The sequence below is a fragment of the Micromonospora sp. WMMA1996 genome (assembly GCF_002573675.1).
Classification (GTDB): Bacteria; Actinomycetota; Actinomycetes; order Mycobacteriales; family Micromonosporaceae; genus Micromonospora; species Micromonospora sediminicola.
In genome coordinates, this window is the sequence record NZ_PDHU01000003.1 from 643,526 (window position 1) to 662,170 (window position 18,645).

Consider the following 18,645-nt stretch of genomic DNA (forward strand, 5'->3'; position numbering starts at 1 on the left):
CCGTCACCGGCGCCGGTTGTTGACCCGGCTCAGCGCCGGGTGTGGTCGCGGAAGCCCCGGCCGCTCTTGCGGCCCAGGTAGCCGGCGGTGACCAGGTGCTCCAGCAGCGGCGCCGGGGCGAATCCGGGCTCACGCAGCTCCAGGTACAGCTCCCGCTGGATGGCCAGCGAGACGTCCAGGCCGACCACGTCGAGCAGCTCGAACGGGCCCATCGGGTAGCCGCAGCCCAGCTTCATCGCGTAGTCGATGTCGTCCGCGGTGGAGTAGCTGGCCTCCAGCATCTTCACCGCGTCGTTCAGGTACGGGAAGAGCAACGCGTTGACGATGAAGCCGGAGCGGTCGCCGCAGACCACGCCGGTCTTGCCCAACTTCGCGCAGACCGCGCGCGCGGTGGCCGACGTCTCGGTGGAGGTGCGGATGGTCTGCACGATCTCCACCAGCGGCATGATCGGCGCCGGGTTGAAGAAGTGCAGGCCGACCACGTCGGCCGGCCGCTGGGTGGCCATCGCCACGTCGATCACCGGCAGCGACGAGGTGGTGGTGGCGAGCACGACGCCCGGCTTGCAGATCTCGTCGAGGCTGGCGAACAGCGCCTTCTTGACGCTCAGCTCCTCGACCACGGCCTCGACCACCAGGTCGACGTCGGCGAGGTGCTCCAGCGTGGCGGACCAGGTGATCCGGCCCAGCGCGGCGTCCCGGTCGGTCTCGCTGAGCTTGCCCCGAACCACGCCCTTGTTGAGCGAGGTCTTGACCGCCTCGCAGACCTTGGCCGACTTCTCCGCGCCCCGGGTCACCGAGATGACCTCGTAGCCCGCCTTCGCGAAGACCTCGATGATGCCGGTGGCCATGGTCCCGGAGCCGACCACGCCGACCTTGGCGACCACCCGGGCGCCGTCGGCGAGCGCGGCGTCGCCGGCCGGCGGCGTGTGCTCGTCGGCGACCACCCTCGGCGAGCCCGGCCGCTCGTAGGTGTAGAAGCCGCGGCCGGACTTCCGACCGAGCAGCCCGGCGGTGACCATCTGCTTGAGCAGCGGGGCCGGGGCGTGCCGACGGTCCCGGCCGCCGCGCCGGTACATCGTGTCGAGGATCTCGTACGCGGTGTCCAGGCCGATCAGGTCCATCAGCGCCAGCGGCCCCATCGGCAGACCGCAGCCGAGCTTCATGGCGGCGTCGATGTCCTCGCGGGTGGCGTAGCGGGCCTCGAACATGCCGACCGCGTGGTTCAGGTAGCCGAACAGCAGCGCGTTGGCGATGAAGCCGGCCCGGTCGCTGATCGTCACGTCGACCTTGCCGAGCCGCTCACAGAGCGCCTCCACGTCGGCCACCACGTCGGCCGAGGTGACCACCGTGCGAACCACCTCGACCAGCTTCATCACCGGGGCCGGGTTGAAGAAGTGGATGCCGATGACCTGGTTGGGCCGGGTCGTGGCGACGGAGATCTCGGTGACGCTCAGCGACGACGTGTTGGTGGCCAGGATGGCCTCCGGCTTGCACACCCGGTCCAGCTCGGCGAAGATCCGCTGCTTGAGGTCCAGGTGCTCGGGCACCGCCTCGATCACCAGGTCCACGTCGTGCAGCGCGTCCAGCCCGACCCGGAAGTCGACCCGCGCCATCAGGGCGTCCCGGTCGGCCTCGGCCAGCTTGCCCTTGGCGACGGCCCGGTCGGTGGAGCCGGTCAGCGTCACCCGACCCCGCTCCAGCGCGGCGTCGGAGATCTCCACGGCGGTCACGTCGAGGCCGTTGCGGGCGAACACCTCGACGATGCCGGCACCCATGGTGCCCAGACCCACCACACCCACCCTGGTGAACTCGCGCGCCACGACCGGCCTCCCCTTGGTTGACTCCGCCGTTGCCGACATGAACGGCCGCTAAGGTTATGCGCCGGAGTCTGCCACGTGACGCTGCGTTGTCGAGACGCCGTGGGATATTTCACGCACCGCGCCTCAGGCGGGCGCGGCCACCCCGGCGAGCGCCAGCAGCTCGGCCACGAACTCGGCCGGCCGCTCCAGGTGCGGGCTGTGCCCGCAGCCGGGCAACGCCACCTCCCGGCACGTCCCGCCGGCCGCCACGTACCGCTCCAGCACCGCCCGGGTCTGCCCGAGCATCGGCTGCGGCGGGCACTGCTCGGCGCCGGGCCAGCCGGGCACCATGCCGAGCTGACCGAGGTAGGCCAGGTCGAACAGCGAGGTGTCCGAGACGATCACGTCGGCGTCGCCGCGTACCCAGGTCACCGGCGGCTTGACCGGCACGGCGACCAACTCGTCGGCGAGCCGGAAGTGGGCCGGGGCCAGCGTGTTGAGCACGCCGCGCCGCCCGGCGGCGGTCCCCGGCCAGTGGGCCGAGGCGACCGCGGTGCCCGGGTAGTTGTCGTCCCCGGTGGCGGTGGTGAGCATGCTCTCCAGCAGCAGGTCCTCGTCGTCGCCGAGCGACGCCGGGTCGGCCACGTACGCGGCGCGCAGCACGTTGCGCGGGCTGGTCGGGCCGTCCGCGCCCCGGTCGCCGGCGGCGAGCCGGGCCACGAAGTCGGGGTTCGCGCCGCCCGCGCCGGTGCCGGCGAAGTCGGGCGTGGTGGGGGTGCCGTCGAGGTCCCGGGTGCCGCCGAAGCCGTACGGGGAGACCGGCGCCTCCAGCAGCAGCCCGGCCACCCGTTCCGGGTGGTCGACCAGCAGCCGCATCGCCACGCCGCCGCCGAGCGAGTGCCCGACCACCACCGGCCGGGCCCCGGGCGCGAACAGCCCGGGCGCGTCCAGCAGGGCGGCCACGTCGTCGGCGAAGTCGCCGAGGCCCCGGGTGGCGTCGACCGGCGCGGTGTCGGTCTCGCCGTAGCCGCGCAGGTCGGGGGCGACCACCCGGAGCGTCTCCGGCAGCCGGGGCAGCAGTGGCTCCCAGAACGCGGAGGAGGAGACGTTGCCGTGCACCAGCAGCACCGGCACGCCGTCCGGCGGGCCGGCCACCCGGACCGCCTGGGTGATGCCGTTGGCCTGGACCGTGTGCCGTGCGCTCCGCATCAGCGCATGCTGGCACATCAGCCTGCCCGCAGCCATGTGGCCGACCTCCACACCGGTCGGCCCGGGCCTGTCGCCGCCGGGGGCGGCGCGGGCGGTCAGCGGGCGTCGATCGGCAGCGCCTCGCGCGACTCGATCGGCTGGCGCGGCGCCGGGACCGGCAGCGGCAGGGTCGGGCGCTGGTCGCGCCGCGGCGCGCCGAAGCTCATCCCGACCGGGTCGGTGCGGGCCACGCCCGGGTCGTAGAGGCGCAGGTCGGTGCGGCCGAGGCGGACCACGTCGCCGTCGGCGAGCGGCACGCTTCCGCTGATCCGCCGGTCGTTGAGCCAGGTGCCGTTGGTCGAGCCGAGGTCGGTGAGCAGCACCCCGTCGGTGGTGGCCTGGACGGTGGCGTGCCGCCGGCTCAGGTGGGGGTCGGCGAGCACGATGTCGGCGCTCGGCGCCCGACCGATCACCTGGACACCCCGTCCGACCCGGAAACTGAGCCCGCGCATCGCCCCACCGGACACCGTCAGCAGCGGCATCAGCTCCGGATGATCCTCCATGGACCGTCGACCTCCACCCCACATCGCCCCGCGGCGTCAGCCTGCCACCTCACCGTAGTGGCTCCCACCACCGCGCGGTCACCCCCGTGACCCCGGCCGGCCATCTCCCGTTCGCCGTTCGGGCAGTCGGCCGCGGCGCGATCGGGCGGCACCGGCGTCGATGCGACGCGGGCCGGTCCGGGCAGCGTACGGGGTCCGTGACACCTACCGGTGAGTAATGTTCGGGTCTAGACTGCGGCCATGACCGCTGTGCATGTCCCCGGAACCCCGCTCATCGAGGCCGGTCGACTGGTGTCGACGAGCCCGGCGACCGGCGCGGAGGCCGGGCGACTCCCGGTGGCGACCGAGGCGGACGTGCGCGCCGCCGTCGACCGGGCCCGCCCGGCGGCCGACTGGTGGGCCGGGCTCGGCTTCGCCGGCCGGCGGGACCGGCTCCAGCGCTGGCGCGGCGTGCTCGCCCGGCGGATCGAGGAGCTGGCCGAGCTGATGCACACCGAGGGCGGCAAGCCGGTCGGCGACGCCGTGGTGGAGATCCTCACCGCGTTGGAGCACATCGACTGGGCGGCCCGCAACGCCCGCCGGGTGCTCGGCCCCCGGCGGGTCCGCTCCCGGCTGATCCTGGCCGAGTTCACCGGTCACCTGGAATACCAGCCCTACGGCGTGGTCGGCGTGATCGGCCCGTGGAACTATCCGGTCTTCACCCCGATCGGCTCCGCCGCGTACGCGCTGGCCGCCGGCAACGCGGTGGTGTTCAAGCCCAGCGAGTACACCCCGGCCGTGGGCCAGTGGCTGGTCGACCGCTTCGCCGAGGTGGTGCCGGAGCAGCCGGTGTTCCAGGCGGTGCACGGGCTCGGCGACGTCGGCGCGGCGCTGTGCCGCTCCGGGGTGGCGAAGCTGGCCTTCACCGGCTCGACCGCCACCGCGAAGAAGGTGATGGCCGCCTGTGCCGAGACGCTCACCCCGGTGCTCCTGGAGGCCGGCGGCAAGGACGCGATGATCGTGGACGCCGACGCCGACCTGGACGCCGCGGCCGAGGCCGCCGTCTGGGGCGGGCTCACCAACGCCGGCCAGACCTGCATCGGCATCGAACGGGTCTACGCGGTCGACCAGGTCTTCGACGCGTTCGTCGACAAGGTGGTGACGAGGGCCGGCCGGCTCACCGTGGGCGCGGACGGCACCGACCTCGGCCCGATCACCATGCCGTCCCAGATCGACGTCATCCGCCGCCACATCGACGACGCGGTCGCCCGGGGTGGTCGTGCGGTGCTCGGTGGCCCGGAGGCGGTCCAGCCGCCGTACGTGCACCCGACCGTGCTGGTCGACGTGCCGGAGGACTCGGCGGCCGTCCGCGAGGAGACGTTCGGCCCGACGCTCACCGTCAACCGGGTCCGCGACGTCGACGAGGCCGTGGAGCGCGCGAACGCCCTCCCGTACGGCCTCGGGGGTTCGGTCTTCGGCCGGGCGCGGGCGGTGGCCGTGGCGCGGCGGCTGCGCTCCGGGATGGCCTCGGTCAACTCGGCGCTGACCTTCGCCGGCATGTCCACGCTGCCGTTCGGCGGCACCGGCGAGTCCGGCTTCGGCCGGATCCACGGCGAGGACGGGCTGCGCGAGTTCGGCCGCCCCAAGGCGGTCACCCGCCGCCGGGCCCGCTCGCTGCTGCCGGCCATGACGTTCGAGCGCACCCCGGCCGACGTCGCCCGCCTGGTCAAGGTCGCCAAGCTGATGTACGGCCGGGGGCGCTGAGCCTCAGAACAGCGTCAGCTCGTCGCGCTCGATGCCGCGCAGCTTGTCGTAGTCGACCACCACGCACCGGATGCCCCGGTCGGTGGCGAGCACCCGGGCCTGCGGCTTGATCTCCTGCGCGGCGAACACGCCGGTCACCGGCGCGAGCAGCGGGTCGCGGTTCATCAGCTCCAGGTAGCGGGTGAGCTGTTCCACCCCGTCGATCTCGCCGCGCCGCTTCACCTCGACCGCCACCGCGCGGGCGTTCGCGTCCCGGCAGAGCAGGTCGACCGGGCCGATCGCGGTCATGTACTCCCGGCGGACCAGCGTGAAGCCCTCCCCCAGCGTCTCCGGGTTGGCGGCGAGCAGCTCCTGCAGGTGCGCCTCGACGCCGTCCTTGCGCAGGCCGGGGTCGACCCCCAGCTCGTACGAGGTGTCCTGGAAGATCTCCTCCAGGGTGATCCGCAGCTCCTCGCCGGCCTTGTTGACCACCCGCCACACGCCGGGCGCCTCCTCCAGGCGGCACGGCGGGCTCATCCAGTTCAACGGCTTGTACGCCCGGTCGTCCGCGTGGATCGACACCGAGCCGTCCGCCTTCACCATGAGCAACCGGGTGGCCGGCGGCAGGTGGGCCGAGAGCCGTCCGACATAGTCCACCGAGCACTTCGCAATGACCAACCGCACCCGACGAGGGTAGCGGAGCCCCCGGCCGCCGCCGACGAGCGCCACTGGCGCACCGGTGCCATATTGAGATCGTGCTCGAAGTCCTCACCGGTTCCGGACTCGCCGCCTCGGCGGGTCTGAACGCGTACATCCCGCTGATGCTGATGGGCCTGCTGGCCCGCTACACCGACCTGATCGAGCTGCCCAGCGGTTGGCAGTGGCTCGGCAACGGCTGGGTGCTGGCGATCCTCGCCGTGCTGCTCGCGGTCGAGGTGGTGGCCGACAAGGTGCCGGTGGTCGACCACGTCAACGACATGGTGCAGACGGTGGTCCGGCCGACCGCGGGCGGCCTGGCCTTCGGCGCCGGTTCCGGCTCGGAGACGGTCACGGTCAGCGACCCGGACACGTTCTTCTCCACCCACCAGTGGGTGCCGGTGGTGGTCGGCGTGCTGATCGCGCTCGGGGTGCACCTGCTCAAGGCCGCCGCCCGGCCGGTGGTCAACGCGACCACGGCCGGCTTCGGCGCGCCGGTGGCCAGCACCGCCGAGGACGCGACGAGCGTGGTCATGTCGGTGGTGGCGATCCTGCTGCCGGTGCTGGTGCTGGTGTTCGCGGTCGGCCTGGTGGTGTTCGCGGTCTGGCTGGTCCGCCGCCGGCGGCACCGACGCCGGGAACGCGCCGCCGCGCGCGCGGCCGGCTTCCGCGTCTAGCCGGCTGGGCCGGTCAGCGACTCCGGTAGGTCATGCAGTCGGCCATGTCCATGTCCGGGCCCACCGTGATGGCCGGGGCGTGGCACTCCAGGTCGGAGTTGTGCTGGCAGTCGGAGCGTGAGCAGGCGCCGACCTGGGCGACCAACTGGTCGATGCCGCCGCGCACCGGCAGCTCCACGAAGGTGTGGCAGTGGGCGTGGTCGCTGCTGCCGATCGTGATGGCGAACGCGTGGCAGTCATTCGTGTGGTTGTAGGCGCAGGACCGGACGGCGCACTCCTGGACCCGGGGCATCTCCATCGACGCGGTCATCATTCCCGCCCTTCCGTGGGTGTCTTGCCCCGATTTTAGGCTTTTGCGCCTCCCGCGTCAGCTCAACCCGTTGGCCTCGCGGATGACGGTGACCAGCTGGTCGATGATGCCGGTGAGCGCGAAGTCCTTCGGCGTGAACACGCGGGCCACGCCGGCGGCCCGCAGCGCGTCGGCGTCACCGGCCGGGATGATGCCGCCCACCACCACCGGCAGGTCGCCCCGCCCGGCCGCGCGCAGCCCGTCCAGCACGGCCGGCACGGCCGCCAGGTGCGAGCCGGAGAGCACGGAGAGACCGACCAGGTCGACGTCCTCCTCCACGGCGGCGGCCACGATCTGCCCGGCGGTCAGCCGGATGCCCTGGTAGACCACCTCGAAGCCGGCGTCGCGGGCGCGTACCGCGATCTGCTCGGCGCCGTTGGAGTGCCCGTCCAGCCCCGGCTTGCCGACCAGCAGCCGCAGCCGGCCGCTGCCCAGCTCCCGGGCCGTGGCGGCGACCCGCTCGCGGACCGACGCGAGCCCGGCGTCGCCGCCGACCCCGGCCGCGCCGGAGAGCCCGGTCGGTGCCCGGTACTCGCCGAAGACCTGCCGCAGCGCGCCCGCCCACTCGCCGGTGGTCACCCCGGCCCGCACGCACGCCAGCGTCGCGTCCATCAGGTTCGTGGTGGTCGCGGCGTCCGCCCGCAGCCGGTCCAGCGCGGCGTCCACGGCCGCCGCGTCCCGGCCGGCCCGCCACTGGCGTACGCCGTCCGCGGCGGCCGCCTCGACCGCCGGGTCGACCTGCTCGACCGCCTCGGCGCCGGCTGCGGTCAGCGGGGACGGCTCGGTCTCGGTGAACCGGTTGACGCCGACCACCACGTCCGCGCCGGACTCCATCCGCCGACGCCGGTCGGCCAGCGAGGCGACCAGCGCGCTCTTGAGATAGCCGGACTCGACGGCGGTCACCACGCCGCCCATCTCCAGCACCTTCTCCAGCTCGACCCGCGCGCCGGTCACGATGTCGTCGACCAGCGCGGTCATCACGTGCGAGCCCTCGAACAGGTCCGGGTACTCCAGCAGGTCCGACTCGTACGCCAGCACCTGCTGCATGCGCAGCGACCACTGCTGGTCCCAGGGACGGGGCAGGCCGAGCGCCTCGTTCCAGGCGGGCAGCTGCACCGCCCGGGCCCGCGCGTCCCGGGAGAAGGTCACGCCGAGCATCTCCAGCACGATCCGCTGGATGTTGTTCTCCGGCTGCGCCTCGGTCAGGCCCAGCGAGTTGACCTGCACGCCGTAGCGGAACCGGCGCTGCTTCGCCTCGGTCACGCCGTAGCGGTCCCGGGTGATCTCGTCCCAGAGCGCGCCGAACGCGCGCATCTTGGCGATCTCCTCGACGAAGCGCACGCCGGCGTTGACGAAGAACGAGATCCGCTGGACCACGTCGCCCATCCGCTCGGCCGGCACCTGGCCGGAGTCGCGCACGGTGTCCAGCACGGCGACGGCGGTGGCGAGCGCGAAACCGACCTCCTGCACCGGCGTCGCGCCGGCCTCCTGGAGGTGGTACGAGCAGATGTTGACCGGGTTCCACCGCGGCATCTCCCGCAGCGTGTACGCGACGACGTCGGCGGTCAGCCGCAGCGACGCGGCCGGCGGGAAGATGTACGTCCCCCGGGACAGGTACTCCTTGATGATGTCGTTCTGCGTGGTGCCGGCGCAGCGGCGCAGGTCGGCGCCCTGCTCGGCGGCGGCGGTGCCGTAGAGCGCGAGCATCCACATGGCCGGCGCGTTGATGGTCATCGAGGTGTTCATGTCGGCCAGCGGAATGCCGTCGACGAGCGCGCGCATGTCGCCGAGGTGCGCCACCGGCACGCCGACCCGGCCCACCTCGCCGGCGGCCAGCTCGTGGTCGGGGTCGTACCCGGTCTGGGTGGGCAGGTCGAACGCGACCGAGAGCCCGGTCTGCCCCTTGGCCAGGTTGCGGCGGTAGAGCGCGTTGGAGGCCGCGGCGGAGGAGTGCCCGGCGTACGTGCGCATCACCCACGGGCGGTCCCGCTCCGGCAGGCGTCCCGGCGTCGCGTCATCCATGGCCGGAGTTTAAGTTACCGTTCAGTAAAACGGGCTGTGGAAAACCACACAGGTCCATGGAGCGGACCGACGGGCACGGACGGCGACAGATGGGCGACACCACCACACCCCGGCCCGCGGCCGGGCACGCGGCAGTCGCACACTGGACGTCATGGAAGACGAGCTCGCGATCTCCGTACGGGGACTGCGCAAGACGTACGGCGACAACGTCGCGGTGGCGGGGGTGGACCTGGACGTCCACCGGGGCGAGGTGTTCGCCCTGCTCGGCCCGAACGGCGCGGGCAAGACCACCACGGTGGAGATCCTGGAGGGCTACCGGCACCGCGACGCCGGCGAGGTGCGGGTGCTCGGCGTCGACCCGGCCAGGCCCGACGCCGGCTGGCGTTCCCGGGTGGGCATCGTGCTCCAGGGCACCGGCGAGTTCGACGAGCTGACCGTCGGCGAGGTGGTCCGGCACTTCTCCGGGTTCTACCCCGACGCCGACGACCCGGACAAGGTGGTCGAGCGGGTGGGGCTGGGTGCCAAGGCCAGGGCGCGTACGCACACGCTCTCCGGCGGGCAGAAGCGCCGCCTCGACGTGGCGCTGGGCATCATCGGCCGGCCCGAGCTGCTCTTCCTCGACGAGCCGACCACCGGGTTCGACCCGGAGGCCCGGCGCGAGTTCTGGGAGCTGATCCGGGACCTCTCCGCCGCCGGCACCACGATCGTGCTCACCACCCACTACCTGGACGAGGCCGAGGCCCTCGCCGACCGGGTCGGCGTGATCGCCGCCGGGCGGGTGATCGAGGTCGCGCCGCCGAACGCGCTGGGCAACCGGCAGGAGTCGCTGGCGACCGTCTCCTGGCGTACGCCCGAGGGAACGCCGGGCTCGGCGGAGACCGCGACGCCGACGGCGCTGGTGGCCGAGCTGGCCGCGCGCTTCGGCGGCGAGGTGCCCGGCCTGACCGTGACCCGGCCGACCCTGGAAGACGTCTACCTGCGGATGATCGGACACTCATGACCACCACGACGAAGCCGACGGCCCCGGTCGCCGCGGCACCGGCCCGGCGGCTCGGCGCGGGCACGCTGGCGCTGCGCCAGGGCCGGCTGGAGATCACCCAGTTCCTGCGCAGCCGGGAGTCCGTCGTGTTCACGATGGGCTTCCCGATCATCATGATCCTGATCTTCGCGGCGATCTTCAGCGACGAGATCGCCCCGGGCGTCAGCTACACGCAGTACTTCATCACCGGCATGATCGCGACCGGCCTGATGACCGTCAGTTTCCAGAACCTCGGCATCTGGATCCCGATCGAGCGGGACCGGGGCGTGCTCAAGCGCTACCGGGGCACGCCGATGCCGAAGTGGGTCTGGTTCGCCGGCAAGGTGCTCATGGTGGTGGTCATCGGCATCGCCGAGACCGCGCTCCTGCTCGCCGTCTCGGTCGCACTGTTCGACCTGGACCTGCCGCAGACCGCCGCCAAGTGGCTCACCTTCGGCTGGGTCGCCGTCCTCGGCGTCACCGCCTGCACGCTCTGCGGCATCGCCATCTCGTCGCTGGCCCGCACCGCCCGCAGCGGCTCCGCGGTGGTCACCCCGGTCGCGCTGGTCCTCCAGTTCATCTCGGGCGTGTTCTTCGTCTTCACCAGCCTGCCCACCTGGATGCAGCAGGTCGCCGCGATCTTCCCGCTCAAGTGGATGTGCCAGGGGCTGCGGTCGGTCTTCCTCCCGGACAGCTTCGGCGGCCAGGAGCCGGGCGGGTCGTTCGAGCTGGGCAAGGTGGCGCTGGTGCTGGCAGCCTGGTGCGTGATCGGCCTGGTGCTCTGCCTGAGCACCTTCCGGTGGACCACCCGCCGCGACGGCTGAGGTGTAAGGAAGGGCCCCTTCTTAACGCCTGCGGTAGAGGAGGGGCCCCTTCTTAACCACGCACACGACCGCACTCGCCTCGCCCGAGGTGGCACACTGCCCGGCATGGCACGCACGCTGAGCCGGCGGACACTGCTGACCGCCGCCGGAGGGATCGCCGGCGCCGGCCTGGTCGGCGGCCTGGCCGCCCGGCAGCTCTCCACTCCCCGGCCCGGACCGGAACCCACAGTGCCGGACGCCCCGGCCGGGGACGAGCGGCTGATCCGGATCGCCTCCGGCGCCCGCGGGCGCGAGGTGGACTTCTGGACCGCCGTGCCCGAGGGGTACGGCGACGGCCGCGGCCTGCCCGTCTGCCTGGTCCTGCACGGCGCCTCGGCCACCCCGCGCGACTACGGCCGGTTCGGGCTGGCCCGCTTCCTCACCGACGCGGTGCGGCGCGGCGCCCCGCCGTTCGCGCTCGCCGGAGCGACCGGCGGCCGGCTCTCCTGGCGTCCCGCCGGCGACGACGACCCGCGACGGATGGTGCGCGAGGAGGTGCCGGCCTGGTGCGCCCGGCGCGGCTTCGACATCAGCCGGACGGCCGTCTGGGGCTGGTCGATGGGAGGCTTCGGGGCGCTGCTGCTGGCCGAGACGTACCCGGGCTGGCTGAGGATGGCGGCGGCCTTCTCCCCGGCGGTGCGCCCCGGCGACGCGGTCTTCACCGGCGTCGACAAGCTGCGCGGCACCCCGGTCGGGCTCTGGTGCGGCCGGCAGGACAACTTCCTCCCCGACGTCCGCGCGCTGGCCCGGGCGCTGCCCGAGAAGCCGGTACGCGCCGCCTGGGCCGACGGGCGGCACAACTTCGGCTACTGGGGCACCGTCCTCCCGGACGCGTTCGCGCTGATCGGCGCCGCGCTCAGCCCGCCCCGGCCGTGAACCGGCCGCGGACGTGAACCGGCCGCGGACGTGAACCGCCCCCGGCCGCACGGGCCGGGGGCGGGACCAGCCGGTCAGTACGAGTAGAAGCCCTGGCCGGTCTTGCGGCCCAGGTCGCCGGCGGTGGCCATGCGCTGGAGCAGCTCCGGCGGGAAGAACTTCTCGTCCGCGGTGTCCGTGTAGATGTTGCGGGTGGCGTTCAGGAGCACGTCCACACCGGTCAGGTCGACGGTGGCCAGCGGGCCCATCGCGTGCCCGAAGCCCAGCTTGCAGGCGGTGTCCAGGTCCTCGGCGGAGATCACGCCGGACTCGACCAGCTTGACCGCCTCCATCGCCAGCGCGCAGATCAGGCGGGTGGTGACGAAGCCGGCGATGTCCCGGTTGACCACCACCACGGTCTTGCCGATCTCCTCGGCGAACGACCGGGCGGTGTCCATGGTCGCGTCGCTGGTCTTGTAGCCCCGGACCAGCTCACAGAGCTTCATCATCGGCACCGGCGAGAAGAAGTGGGTGCCCACCACCGACTCCGGGCGCTCGGTGGCGGTGGCGATCTGGGTGACCGGGATGGCCGAGGTGTTGGTGGCCAGCACCGCGTCCGCCTTGCAGATCTTGTCCAGCGCGCGGAACACCTCGTGCTTGATCTCGATCTTCTCGAAGACCGCCTCGACCACGATGTCCGCGTCGGCCGCCGCCTCCAGCTCGGTGGTCGGGGTGATCCGGCCCAGCGTCGCCTCGACGTCGGACGCCTCGATCCTGCCCTTCTCGGCGAACTTCGTCAGCGACTTCCGGATGCCGTCGACGCCCCGCTTCGTGGCCGCGTCGTCCACGTCGCGCAGCGTCACCTGCCAGCCCGCCTGCGCCGCCACCTGGGCGATGCCCGAGCCCATCAGCCCGGCACCGACGACCGCGAGTCGACCCGCCATCTGCTTCTCCCTCGCCGTGTTCTGGAATGTCCTCCAGAACCCTACTTAACGAGGGATAAGGGCCGTCAGATGGCCAGGTCGGGTTCCTCCGGCGCGGTGCCGCGCTCCACCTCGACGCCGAGCGCCCGCAGATCCGCCACGAAGTCCGGGTAGCCCCGGTCCACGTGGTGCACGTGCGAGACCTCGGTCGTCCCGTCGGCGCACAGCCCGGCGATGATCAGGCCGGCGCCGGCCCGGATGTCGGTGGCGCGTACCGGGGCGCCGGAGAGCCGCTCCCGGCCGCAGACCAGGGCGTGGTGCCCGTCGGTCCGGATCTCCGCGCCGAGCCGCATCATCTCGTTGGCGAACATGAACCGGCCGTCGAAGATGTTCTCGGTGATCAGCGAGCCGCCGTCGCTGACCGCGGCCAGGCCGATCGCCATCGGCAGCAGGTCGGTGGCGAAGCCCGGGTACGGCAGCGTGACCACGTCGACCGCCCTGGGGCGGTCGTCCATCCGTACCCGGAAGCCGTCGCCCCGGGTCTCCACGAGGCCGCCGGCCGTGACCAGCTTGTCCAGCGCGACCTCCAGGTAGGCCGGGTCGACGCCGGTCACGGTGACGTCCCCCCGGGTCATCGCGGCCGCGAACGCCCAGGTGCCGGCGACGATCCGGTCCCCCACCGTGGCGTGCCGGACCGGACGCAGCTCGGGTACGCCGACGATGTGCAGCGTCGAGCTGCCGGCGCCGGAGATCCGCGCGCCCATCCGGTTGAGCATGGTGCAGATGTCGACGATCTCCGGCTCCCGGGCCGCGTTGTCGATCGTCGTGCCGCCCCGGGCCAGCACCGCCGCCATCACCAGGTTCTCGGTGGCGCCCACGCTCGGGAAGTCCAGCACGATGTCCGCGCCGTGCAGGCCGTCCGGGGCCTCGGCGATGACGAAGCCGTGCTCGCCGGAGATCTCCGCGCCCATCCGGGCCAGGCCGGCGATGTGCATGTCCAGGCCGCGCGAGCCGATGGCGTCGCCGCCGGGGTGGGCCACCCGGACGTAGCCCCGCCGGGCGAGCAGCGGGCCGAGCACGCAGATCGACGCGCGCAGCCGGCGGACCAGGTCGTAGTCGGCCTCCGCGCCGGGTCGCTCCGGCACGTCGATGACGACCGAGCGGGACCGTTCCACACCGCCGCGGGCCACCATCGGGTCGACCGGGTCGTCCGGGCCGAAGCGTACGCCGCAGCCGAGCCGGCGCAGCACCTCGCCCATGATCGCGATGTCGGTGATCCGGGGCACGTTGGTGATCACGCTGCGGCCGGGCGCGAGCAGCGCGGCGGCCATCAGCTTCAACGCCGAGTTCTTCGCGCCCACCACGTGCACGGTGCCGGCCAGCCGGGCGTCCCCCCGTACCCGGATGACGTCGACGTCGCTGATCGCCGGGTCGCCGGCGTCACCCGGCCCCACCGCGGTCGACCGGTCCGGGCGCACCGGGATCGTCAGGTCCGGTATCCGTAGGCTGTGCGTCATGGCCGTCCACCTCACGCGCATCTACACCAAGGCCGGCGACGCCGGCATGACCAGGCTGAGCAACAACGAGCAGGTGCCGAAGACCGATCCGCGGATCGCCGCGTACGCCGACGTGGACGAGTGCAACGCCTCGATCGGCGTCGCGCTCGCCCTGGGGCAGCTCCCGGACGAGCTGCGGGCGATGCTGGAGTCCGTGCAGAACGACATGTTCGACGTCGGCGCGGACCTGGCCACGCCGGTGGAGCCGGACCCGAAGTACCCGCCGCTGCGGGTCACCGAGGAGTACGTCGAGCGCCTCGAAGGCTGGTGCGACGAGTACAACGCGCGCCTGAGCAAGCTCGACTCCTTCATCCTCCCCGGCGGCACCGCGGGCGCGGCACTGCTGCACGTGGCACGGACGACCGCCCGGCGCGCCGAGCGTGCGGCATGGGCGCTGGTCGCACACGACCCCGATCGGACCAGCCCCCTCCCGGCAAAGTATCTCAACCGGCTCTCCGATCTGCTCTTTATCCTGTCAAGAACGGCGAATCCGGACGGAGACGTGCTATGGGTGCCGGGCGGGAAGCGCTGACCGTCGGCGGCCTGCACCACGTGGAGGTCTGGGTACCCGACCTGGAGGCGGCCAGTCGTTCGTGGGGCTGGCTTCTCGACGAGCTGGGCTGGACCCCGTACCAGAACTGGCCGGTCGGCCGCTCCTGGCGGCACGGGCCCACCTACCTGGTGCTGGAGGAGTCCCCGGCGCTCACCGGCCGGACCCACGACCGGCTCGCGCCGGGCCTCAACCACCTGGCCTTCCACGCCGGCCCGCCGGCGGCCGTCGACCGCCTGGTCGCCGGCGCGCCCGAGCACGGCTGGACGCTGCTCTTCCCGGACCGGCACCCGCACGCGGGCGGTCCGGAGAACTATGCCGCCTACCTGACCGACGGTCAGGGCTACGAGGTCGAGTTGGTCGGCGAGACGAGCTGATCCGGGGGCGGGCGCGGGCGACACGGACCCGCGCCCCCGCCCGGCCTCAGCACCGGTCGATCGCGCCCCGGCGGACGGGCGCGGTGCGACCGGCCCCCGGCCGCCGCGAGCCCGGCCGGAGGCGGGTGGCGCCGCGCCGGCCACGGACCGGCCCGGAGCAGGCACGACGGACGGCGCGCCGCCGGCGTACCCGCAGGTGCCGGAGCCCCAGCGCGAGCGCGACCGCCGCGACCACCGCCACCCCGGCGGCGGCCGGCACACCGGCCGGCAGGCCGCCGGCCGTCCAACCGACGAGCACCGTGCCGGGCACCCAGACGACCACCGCCAGGCCGTCGGCGAGCACGAACCGGCGGTACGGCAGGCCGGCGGCCCCCGCCACCCGGGGCACCAGCGTCCGGACGAACGCGGTCCAACGGCCGAGCAGCACGGCGCTCCCACCCTTGGCGGCGACCAGCGCCTCGGCGCGCCGCCACCGCTCCTCCCCCACCCGACGGCCCAGCGGTCCGCGCCGCAGCCTCGGGCCGAGCAGCCGCCCCTCCAGATAGCCGAGCTGGTCCCCGGCGAACGCGGCGGCGGTGGTCACCGCCAGCGCGACGCCCAGGTCGACGCGACCGGCGCGGGCCAGCAACCCGACCGTCAGCATGGTGGTCGCGGCCGGCAGCACCACACCGGCCAGCAGCCCCACCTCGCCGGCGAGCACCGCCGCCGCGACCAGCAGCAGGAGGCCCGGCGGCAGCGCGTCGAGCCGGTCCACCAGGGAATCCAGGAAGGTCATGCCTCCCAGCGTCGCGCCCGGGACGGGCGACGACGTCCTGCCCACGGCCGGGCCGGGTCCTCCGGGTGGCCGGTCGTCGCCCTAGGGTCCACCCGGATCCGGCACCGGGTTGAAGCCGTCGTCGACCAGGCCGAGCCGGTGCGCCACCACCGCGGCCTGGACCCGGTTGCGCAGCTCCAGCTTCTCCATCGCGGCCGAGACGTGGGTCTTCACCGTGGTCACCCCCAGGTGCAGCCGCGCCCCGATCTCGGCGTTGGACAGCCCCGCGCCGACCAGCGCCAGCACCTCCCGCTCCCGGGTGGTGAGCAGGCCGAGCCCGGCGGCGGCCGGGTCCGGGGCGCGGTCGCGGTCGTGCGCGGCGAGCGCCCGGCGCAGCACCCGGGCCAACACCGGCGCGGCGAGCAGCGGCTCACCGGATGCCGCCCGCCGCACCGCGTCGACCAGATCCTCGGGGGCGCCGTCCTTCACCAGGTAGCCCTGCGCCCCGGCGCCGAGCGCACCGTAGACGTTCGCGTCGTCGGCGAACGTGGTCAGCACCAGCACCCGGGCCGCCGGCTGCTGCCGCAGGATCCGTCGCGTCGCCTCGATGCCGTCGAGCCGGGGCATCCGCAGGTCCATCAGGATGACGTCCGGCCGCAGCCGCTCGGCGAGCCGGACCGCCTCGTGCCCGTCCCCCGCCTCGCCGACCACCTCGAAGCCGCCGGCCGTCCGCAGCACCAGGCCCACGCCGGCGCGGACGAGGGCCTGGTCGTCGACCACCAGCACTCTGATCATTCGTTCTCCCTGATCGGCAGTCGGACCCGTAGCCGCCAGCCGCCGCCGTCGGTGCCGCCCGCGACGAGCGTCCCACCGAGCAGGCCGACCCGCTCGCGCATGCCGCGCAGGCCGTGGCCCGACACGGGCAGCCGGGTACGCGGGCGCGCCGGGCCGCTGTCCAGCACCTCCAGGAGGAGCGCCCCATCGGTCACCCGGACGTCGACCGAGACGACCGCGCCCGGCCCGGCGTGCTTCAGGCTGTTGGTCAACGCCTCCTGCACGACCCGGGCCGCGGTCGTCCCGACCACCAACGGCACCCGGTGCAGCACCTCCGGCATCCGCACCTGCACCGCCAGGCCGGCCTCGCGTACCCGCCGGGCCGCGTCGCGGATCACCTGGACCGGCTCGACCTGCGACTCCGCCGGTTCCACCGCGTCCGGGTCGCGGAGCACCTCCAGCAGTTCCCGCAACTCGTCCAGCACCTGCCCGGCGGTGTCGCGCAACTCGCCGAGCGCCGTCACCGCCTCCTCCGGCCGGCCGGTGTGCTGCACGGCGTACCGCGCCGACCCGGCCCGCAGCGCGATCGCCGCGACGTGGTGGGCGACGATGTCGTGCAGATCGCGGGCGATGGCCGTCCGCTCGGTCAGCCGGACCATCCGCGCCTCGGTCGCCCGCCGCTCCTCGGCCTCCCGGGCCCGCTCCTCGGCCGCCTCCGCCGCCTGCCGTACCCCGCGCAGATAGCGGCCGAACGCCACCGGCGCGGCGGCGAACCCGGCCAGCATCAGCACCCGGAGCACGCCGACACCACCACGGAGCACCTCCGCGTTCCCCGGGTCGATCACGTTGACCAGCGTCACCGCCACGAAGAGCCCGTACGCGACGGCGGTGCCCGGCCATCCCGAGCGGTACGCGACGTAGCCCAACGCCACCGAGGCGGCGAACTGGGCGGTGTCCGCACCGGTCACCGTCACCGTGTCGGCGACGAGCAGCAGCGCCGACGTGGCGAGCAGCACCGGCCACGGCCAGCGGCGTACCCCGATCAGGATGAGCCCGGCGAGCACCGCGAAGACGCCGGCCCACGCCTCGCGCGGGATGCCGGGTATCACGATCCGGGTGCTGATCAGACCCAGGGCGGCCGTGCCGAGCCCGAGCAGCAGCTCGGGCCACCCGGTCCACCGCCCGCCCCTCATGCGGCCACGATACGGAGCGGGAAGGGCAGGTCGGCCCTTCCACCGGCCGGTGCCCCTCCTCCGACTGGCCGGTGTGCCGGCCCACCGCACGAGACCCGGACCGCGTACGCCCGCCTAGCGTCGGTGACCGTGATCAGCGACGCCCCCGCCTTCCTCGGCCAGTTCGCCCGGCACCCGCTCGCCACCGGCGCGGTGCTGCCCAGCGGATCGGCGCTGGCCCGGGACATCACCGCCGCCGTCCCCCGCACCGGACAGCCGCTGGTGGTCGAACTCGGCCCCGGCACCGGCGCCTTCACCCGCACCATCCAGCAGCGGCTGGCCGGACGCGGCCAGCACCTGGCGGTCGAGCTGAACCCCAGCTTCGCCGCCGCGCTCTCCCGACGTCACCCGGCCGTACGGGTCATCCGCGCGGACGCCGCCACCCTCGACCGGGTGCTGTCCGACCGGCACCTGCCCGCCGCCGACGTGGTGGTCAGCGGGCTACCGTGGGCGGCGTTCGGCGCGGGGCGTCAACTCGCCGTCCTCGACGCGGTGCTGCGGACGCTCCGGCCGAGCGGCGCGTTCACCACGTTCGCCTACCGGCACGCGCTCGCGACCCGGCCGGCCCGTCGCTTCCGGCGACTGCTGACCGGGGCCTTCGAGGAGGTGACCGTCGGCCGGACGGTCTGGTCGAACCTGCCACCGGCCCTGGTCTACCACTGCCGCCGACCCGTGGCGCGCTGACGTGCGAAAGGCCGGCACCCCGGGTTCGGGGTGCCGGCCTTCG

19 protein-coding genes are annotated in these 18,645 nt (G+C 73.7%); 8 read left to right on the plus strand and 11 right to left on the minus strand.

Going from position 1 to position 18,645, the window contains the following annotated elements; translation table 11 throughout:
- Nucleotides 1-29 precede the first annotated feature (29 nt).
- The 3 genes from COO58_RS22675 to COO58_RS22685 all read right to left on the minus strand — a co-directional run bounded on the left by COO58_RS22675 (nucleotide 30) and on the right by COO58_RS22685 (nucleotide 3,550).
- A complete protein-coding gene (locus COO58_RS22675) occupies nucleotides 30-1,820 on the minus strand; it encodes a 3-hydroxyacyl-CoA dehydrogenase family protein (protein ID WP_091571329.1) in 1,791 nt (596 codons plus the stop codon).
- Nucleotides 1,821-1,943: 123 nt separating this feature from the next.
- The gene (locus tag COO58_RS22680) at nucleotides 1,944-3,008 is read right to left on the minus strand and encodes an alpha/beta fold hydrolase (protein ID WP_098747103.1); all 1,065 of its coding nucleotides are present in this window, start codon (nucleotides 3,006-3,008) and stop codon (nucleotides 1,944-1,946) included.
- Between the two features lie 95 nt (nucleotides 3,009-3,103).
- On the minus strand, nucleotides 3,104-3,550 hold the full coding sequence (locus tag COO58_RS22685) for an FHA domain-containing protein (protein ID WP_091571320.1): 447 nt from the start codon (nucleotides 3,548-3,550) through the stop codon (nucleotides 3,104-3,106).
- Between the two features lie 240 nt (nucleotides 3,551-3,790).
- Between COO58_RS22685 and COO58_RS22690 the strand changes: the two genes are divergently transcribed.
- Nucleotides 3,791-5,293, plus strand: a complete 1,503-nt coding sequence (locus COO58_RS22690; RefSeq protein WP_091571316.1) for an aldehyde dehydrogenase family protein — start codon at nucleotides 3,791-3,793, stop codon at nucleotides 5,291-5,293.
- A 3-nt stretch (nucleotides 5,294-5,296) separates the two neighbouring features.
- On the opposite strand, the gene nucS is transcribed toward COO58_RS22690, so the two are convergent.
- On the minus strand, nucleotides 5,297-5,956 hold the full coding sequence (gene nucS, locus COO58_RS22695; RefSeq protein WP_091577023.1) for an endonuclease NucS: 660 nt from the start codon (nucleotides 5,954-5,956) through the stop codon (nucleotides 5,297-5,299).
- 71 nt (nucleotides 5,957-6,027) lie between these two features.
- Between nucS and COO58_RS22700 the strand changes: the two genes are divergently transcribed.
- Nucleotides 6,028-6,645, plus strand: coding sequence for a DUF4126 domain-containing protein (locus COO58_RS22700; protein ID WP_091571311.1), 618 nt, complete (start codon nucleotides 6,028-6,030; stop codon nucleotides 6,643-6,645).
- A 13-nt stretch (nucleotides 6,646-6,658) separates the two neighbouring features.
- On the opposite strand, the gene COO58_RS22705 is transcribed toward COO58_RS22700, so the two are convergent.
- Nucleotides 6,659-6,955, minus strand: coding sequence for a DUF1540 domain-containing protein (locus COO58_RS22705; protein ID WP_091577020.1), 297 nt, complete (start codon nucleotides 6,953-6,955; stop codon nucleotides 6,659-6,661).
- Nucleotides 6,956-7,012: 57 nt separating this feature from the next.
- Nucleotides 7,013-9,016: a protein meaA gene (locus tag COO58_RS22710; protein WP_098747104.1), complete on the minus strand. Its 2,004-nt coding sequence runs from the start codon at nucleotides 9,014-9,016 to the stop codon at nucleotides 7,013-7,015.
- Between the two features lie 151 nt (nucleotides 9,017-9,167).
- On the opposite strand from COO58_RS22710, the gene COO58_RS22715 reads away from it, so the two are divergent.
- From COO58_RS22715 to COO58_RS22725, 3 genes are all read left to right on the plus strand, one after another.
- Complete coding sequence (locus COO58_RS22715) at nucleotides 9,168-10,016, plus strand: ABC transporter ATP-binding protein (protein ID WP_091571304.1); 849 nt, start codon at nucleotides 9,168-9,170, stop codon at nucleotides 10,014-10,016.
- Nucleotides 10,013-10,858 (plus strand): ABC transporter permease, encoded by an 846-nt coding sequence (locus tag COO58_RS22720; RefSeq protein WP_098747106.1) that lies wholly within the window; start codon nucleotides 10,013-10,015, stop codon nucleotides 10,856-10,858. Before COO58_RS22715 ends, COO58_RS22720 begins: the two co-directional genes overlap by 4 nt.
- A 105-nt stretch (nucleotides 10,859-10,963) precedes the next feature.
- A complete protein-coding gene (locus tag COO58_RS22725; RefSeq protein ID WP_091571296.1) occupies nucleotides 10,964-11,773 on the plus strand; it encodes an alpha/beta hydrolase family protein in 810 nt (269 codons plus the stop codon).
- 74 nt (nucleotides 11,774-11,847) lie between these two features.
- Here COO58_RS22725 and COO58_RS22730 read toward each other — a convergent pair whose 3' ends face one another.
- Together COO58_RS22730 and murA are read right to left on the minus strand one after the other, a co-directional pair.
- Nucleotides 11,848-12,696, minus strand: coding sequence for a 3-hydroxyacyl-CoA dehydrogenase family protein (locus COO58_RS22730; protein ID WP_091571292.1), 849 nt, complete (start codon nucleotides 12,694-12,696; stop codon nucleotides 11,848-11,850).
- Nucleotides 12,697-12,761: 65 nt separating this feature from the next.
- Entirely contained in the window at nucleotides 12,762-14,192 is a 1,431-nt protein-coding gene (gene murA / locus COO58_RS22735; RefSeq protein WP_091571286.1) for a UDP-N-acetylglucosamine 1-carboxyvinyltransferase, read from the minus strand.
- Here murA and COO58_RS22740 point away from each other — a divergent pair.
- Both COO58_RS22740 and COO58_RS22745 read left to right on the plus strand, forming a co-directional pair.
- Complete coding sequence (locus COO58_RS22740; protein ID WP_098747108.1) at nucleotides 14,191-14,763, plus strand: cob(I)yrinic acid a,c-diamide adenosyltransferase; 573 nt, start codon at nucleotides 14,191-14,193, stop codon at nucleotides 14,761-14,763. The genes murA and COO58_RS22740 overlap by 2 nt on opposite strands.
- The gene (locus COO58_RS22745; protein WP_091571281.1) at nucleotides 14,739-15,158 is read left to right on the plus strand and encodes a VOC family protein; all 420 of its coding nucleotides are present in this window, start codon (nucleotides 14,739-14,741) and stop codon (nucleotides 15,156-15,158) included. The genes COO58_RS22740 and COO58_RS22745 overlap by 25 nt, the downstream gene beginning before the upstream one ends.
- A 46-nt stretch (nucleotides 15,159-15,204) precedes the next feature.
- Here COO58_RS22745 and COO58_RS22750 read toward each other — a convergent pair whose 3' ends face one another.
- The 3 genes from COO58_RS22750 to COO58_RS22760 all read right to left on the minus strand — a co-directional run bounded on the left by COO58_RS22750 (nucleotide 15,205) and on the right by COO58_RS22760 (nucleotide 17,879).
- The gene (locus tag COO58_RS22750; RefSeq protein WP_098747110.1) at nucleotides 15,205-15,933 is read right to left on the minus strand and encodes a DedA family protein; all 729 of its coding nucleotides are present in this window, start codon (nucleotides 15,931-15,933) and stop codon (nucleotides 15,205-15,207) included.
- A gap of 81 nt (nucleotides 15,934-16,014) precedes the next feature.
- Nucleotides 16,015-16,707 carry a response regulator transcription factor gene (locus COO58_RS22755; protein ID WP_091571273.1) on the minus strand — a complete coding sequence of 231 codons (693 nt, stop codon included), beginning with the start codon at nucleotides 16,705-16,707 and terminating at the stop codon, nucleotides 16,015-16,017.
- The gene (locus tag COO58_RS22760; RefSeq protein ID WP_091571268.1) at nucleotides 16,704-17,879 is read right to left on the minus strand and encodes a sensor histidine kinase; all 1,176 of its coding nucleotides are present in this window, start codon (nucleotides 17,877-17,879) and stop codon (nucleotides 16,704-16,706) included. Before COO58_RS22760 ends, COO58_RS22755 begins: the two co-directional genes overlap by 4 nt.
- 129 nt (nucleotides 17,880-18,008) lie before the next feature.
- Here COO58_RS22760 and COO58_RS22765 point away from each other — a divergent pair, with 129 nt between their 5' ends.
- Nucleotides 18,009-18,602 carry a class I SAM-dependent methyltransferase gene (locus COO58_RS22765; protein WP_218012412.1) on the plus strand — a complete coding sequence of 198 codons (594 nt, stop codon included), beginning with the start codon at nucleotides 18,009-18,011 and terminating at the stop codon, nucleotides 18,600-18,602.
- The last annotated feature ends 43 nt before the right edge of the window (nucleotides 18,603-18,645 follow it).

Bases quoted from the DNA above. Each gene is read 5' to 3' on its own strand.
- COO58_RS22680 (WP_098747103.1), bottom strand. From the start codon at position 3,008: ATGCGGAGCGCACGGCACACGGTCCAGGCCAACGGCATCACCCAGGCG.
- COO58_RS22705 (WP_091577020.1), bottom strand. From the start codon at position 6,955: ATGACCGCGTCGATGGAGATGCCCCGGGTCCAGGAGTGCGCCGTCCGG.
- COO58_RS22720 (WP_098747106.1), top strand. From the start codon at position 10,013: ATGACCACCACGACGAAGCCGACGGCCCCGGTCGCCGCGGCACCGGCC.
- murA (WP_091571286.1), bottom strand. From the start codon at position 14,192: ATGACGCACAGCCTACGGATACCGGACCTGACGATCCCGGTGCGCCCG.
- COO58_RS22760 (WP_091571268.1), bottom strand. From the start codon at position 17,879: ATGAGGGGCGGGCGGTGGACCGGGTGGCCCGAGCTGCTGCTCGGGCTC.
- COO58_RS22725 (WP_091571296.1), top strand. From the start codon at position 10,964: ATGGCACGCACGCTGAGCCGGCGGACACTGCTGACCGCCGCCGGAGGG.
- COO58_RS22710 (WP_098747104.1), bottom strand. From the start codon at position 9,016: ATGGATGACGCGACGCCGGGACGCCTGCCGGAGCGGGACCGCCCGTGG.
- COO58_RS22745 (WP_091571281.1), top strand. From the start codon at position 14,739: ATGGGTGCCGGGCGGGAAGCGCTGACCGTCGGCGGCCTGCACCACGTG.
- COO58_RS22730 (WP_091571292.1), bottom strand. From the start codon at position 12,696: ATGGCGGGTCGACTCGCGGTCGTCGGTGCCGGGCTGATGGGCTCGGGC.
- COO58_RS22715 (WP_091571304.1), top strand. From the start codon at position 9,168: ATGGAAGACGAGCTCGCGATCTCCGTACGGGGACTGCGCAAGACGTAC.
- COO58_RS22690 (WP_091571316.1), top strand. From the start codon at position 3,791: ATGACCGCTGTGCATGTCCCCGGAACCCCGCTCATCGAGGCCGGTCGA.
- COO58_RS22755 (WP_091571273.1), bottom strand. From the start codon at position 16,707: ATGATCAGAGTGCTGGTGGTCGACGACCAGGCCCTCGTCCGCGCCGGC.
- COO58_RS22740 (WP_098747108.1), top strand. From the start codon at position 14,191: ATGGCCGTCCACCTCACGCGCATCTACACCAAGGCCGGCGACGCCGGC.
- COO58_RS22685 (WP_091571320.1), bottom strand. From the start codon at position 3,550: ATGGAGGATCATCCGGAGCTGATGCCGCTGCTGACGGTGTCCGGTGGG.
- COO58_RS22750 (WP_098747110.1), bottom strand. From the start codon at position 15,933: ATGACCTTCCTGGATTCCCTGGTGGACCGGCTCGACGCGCTGCCGCCG.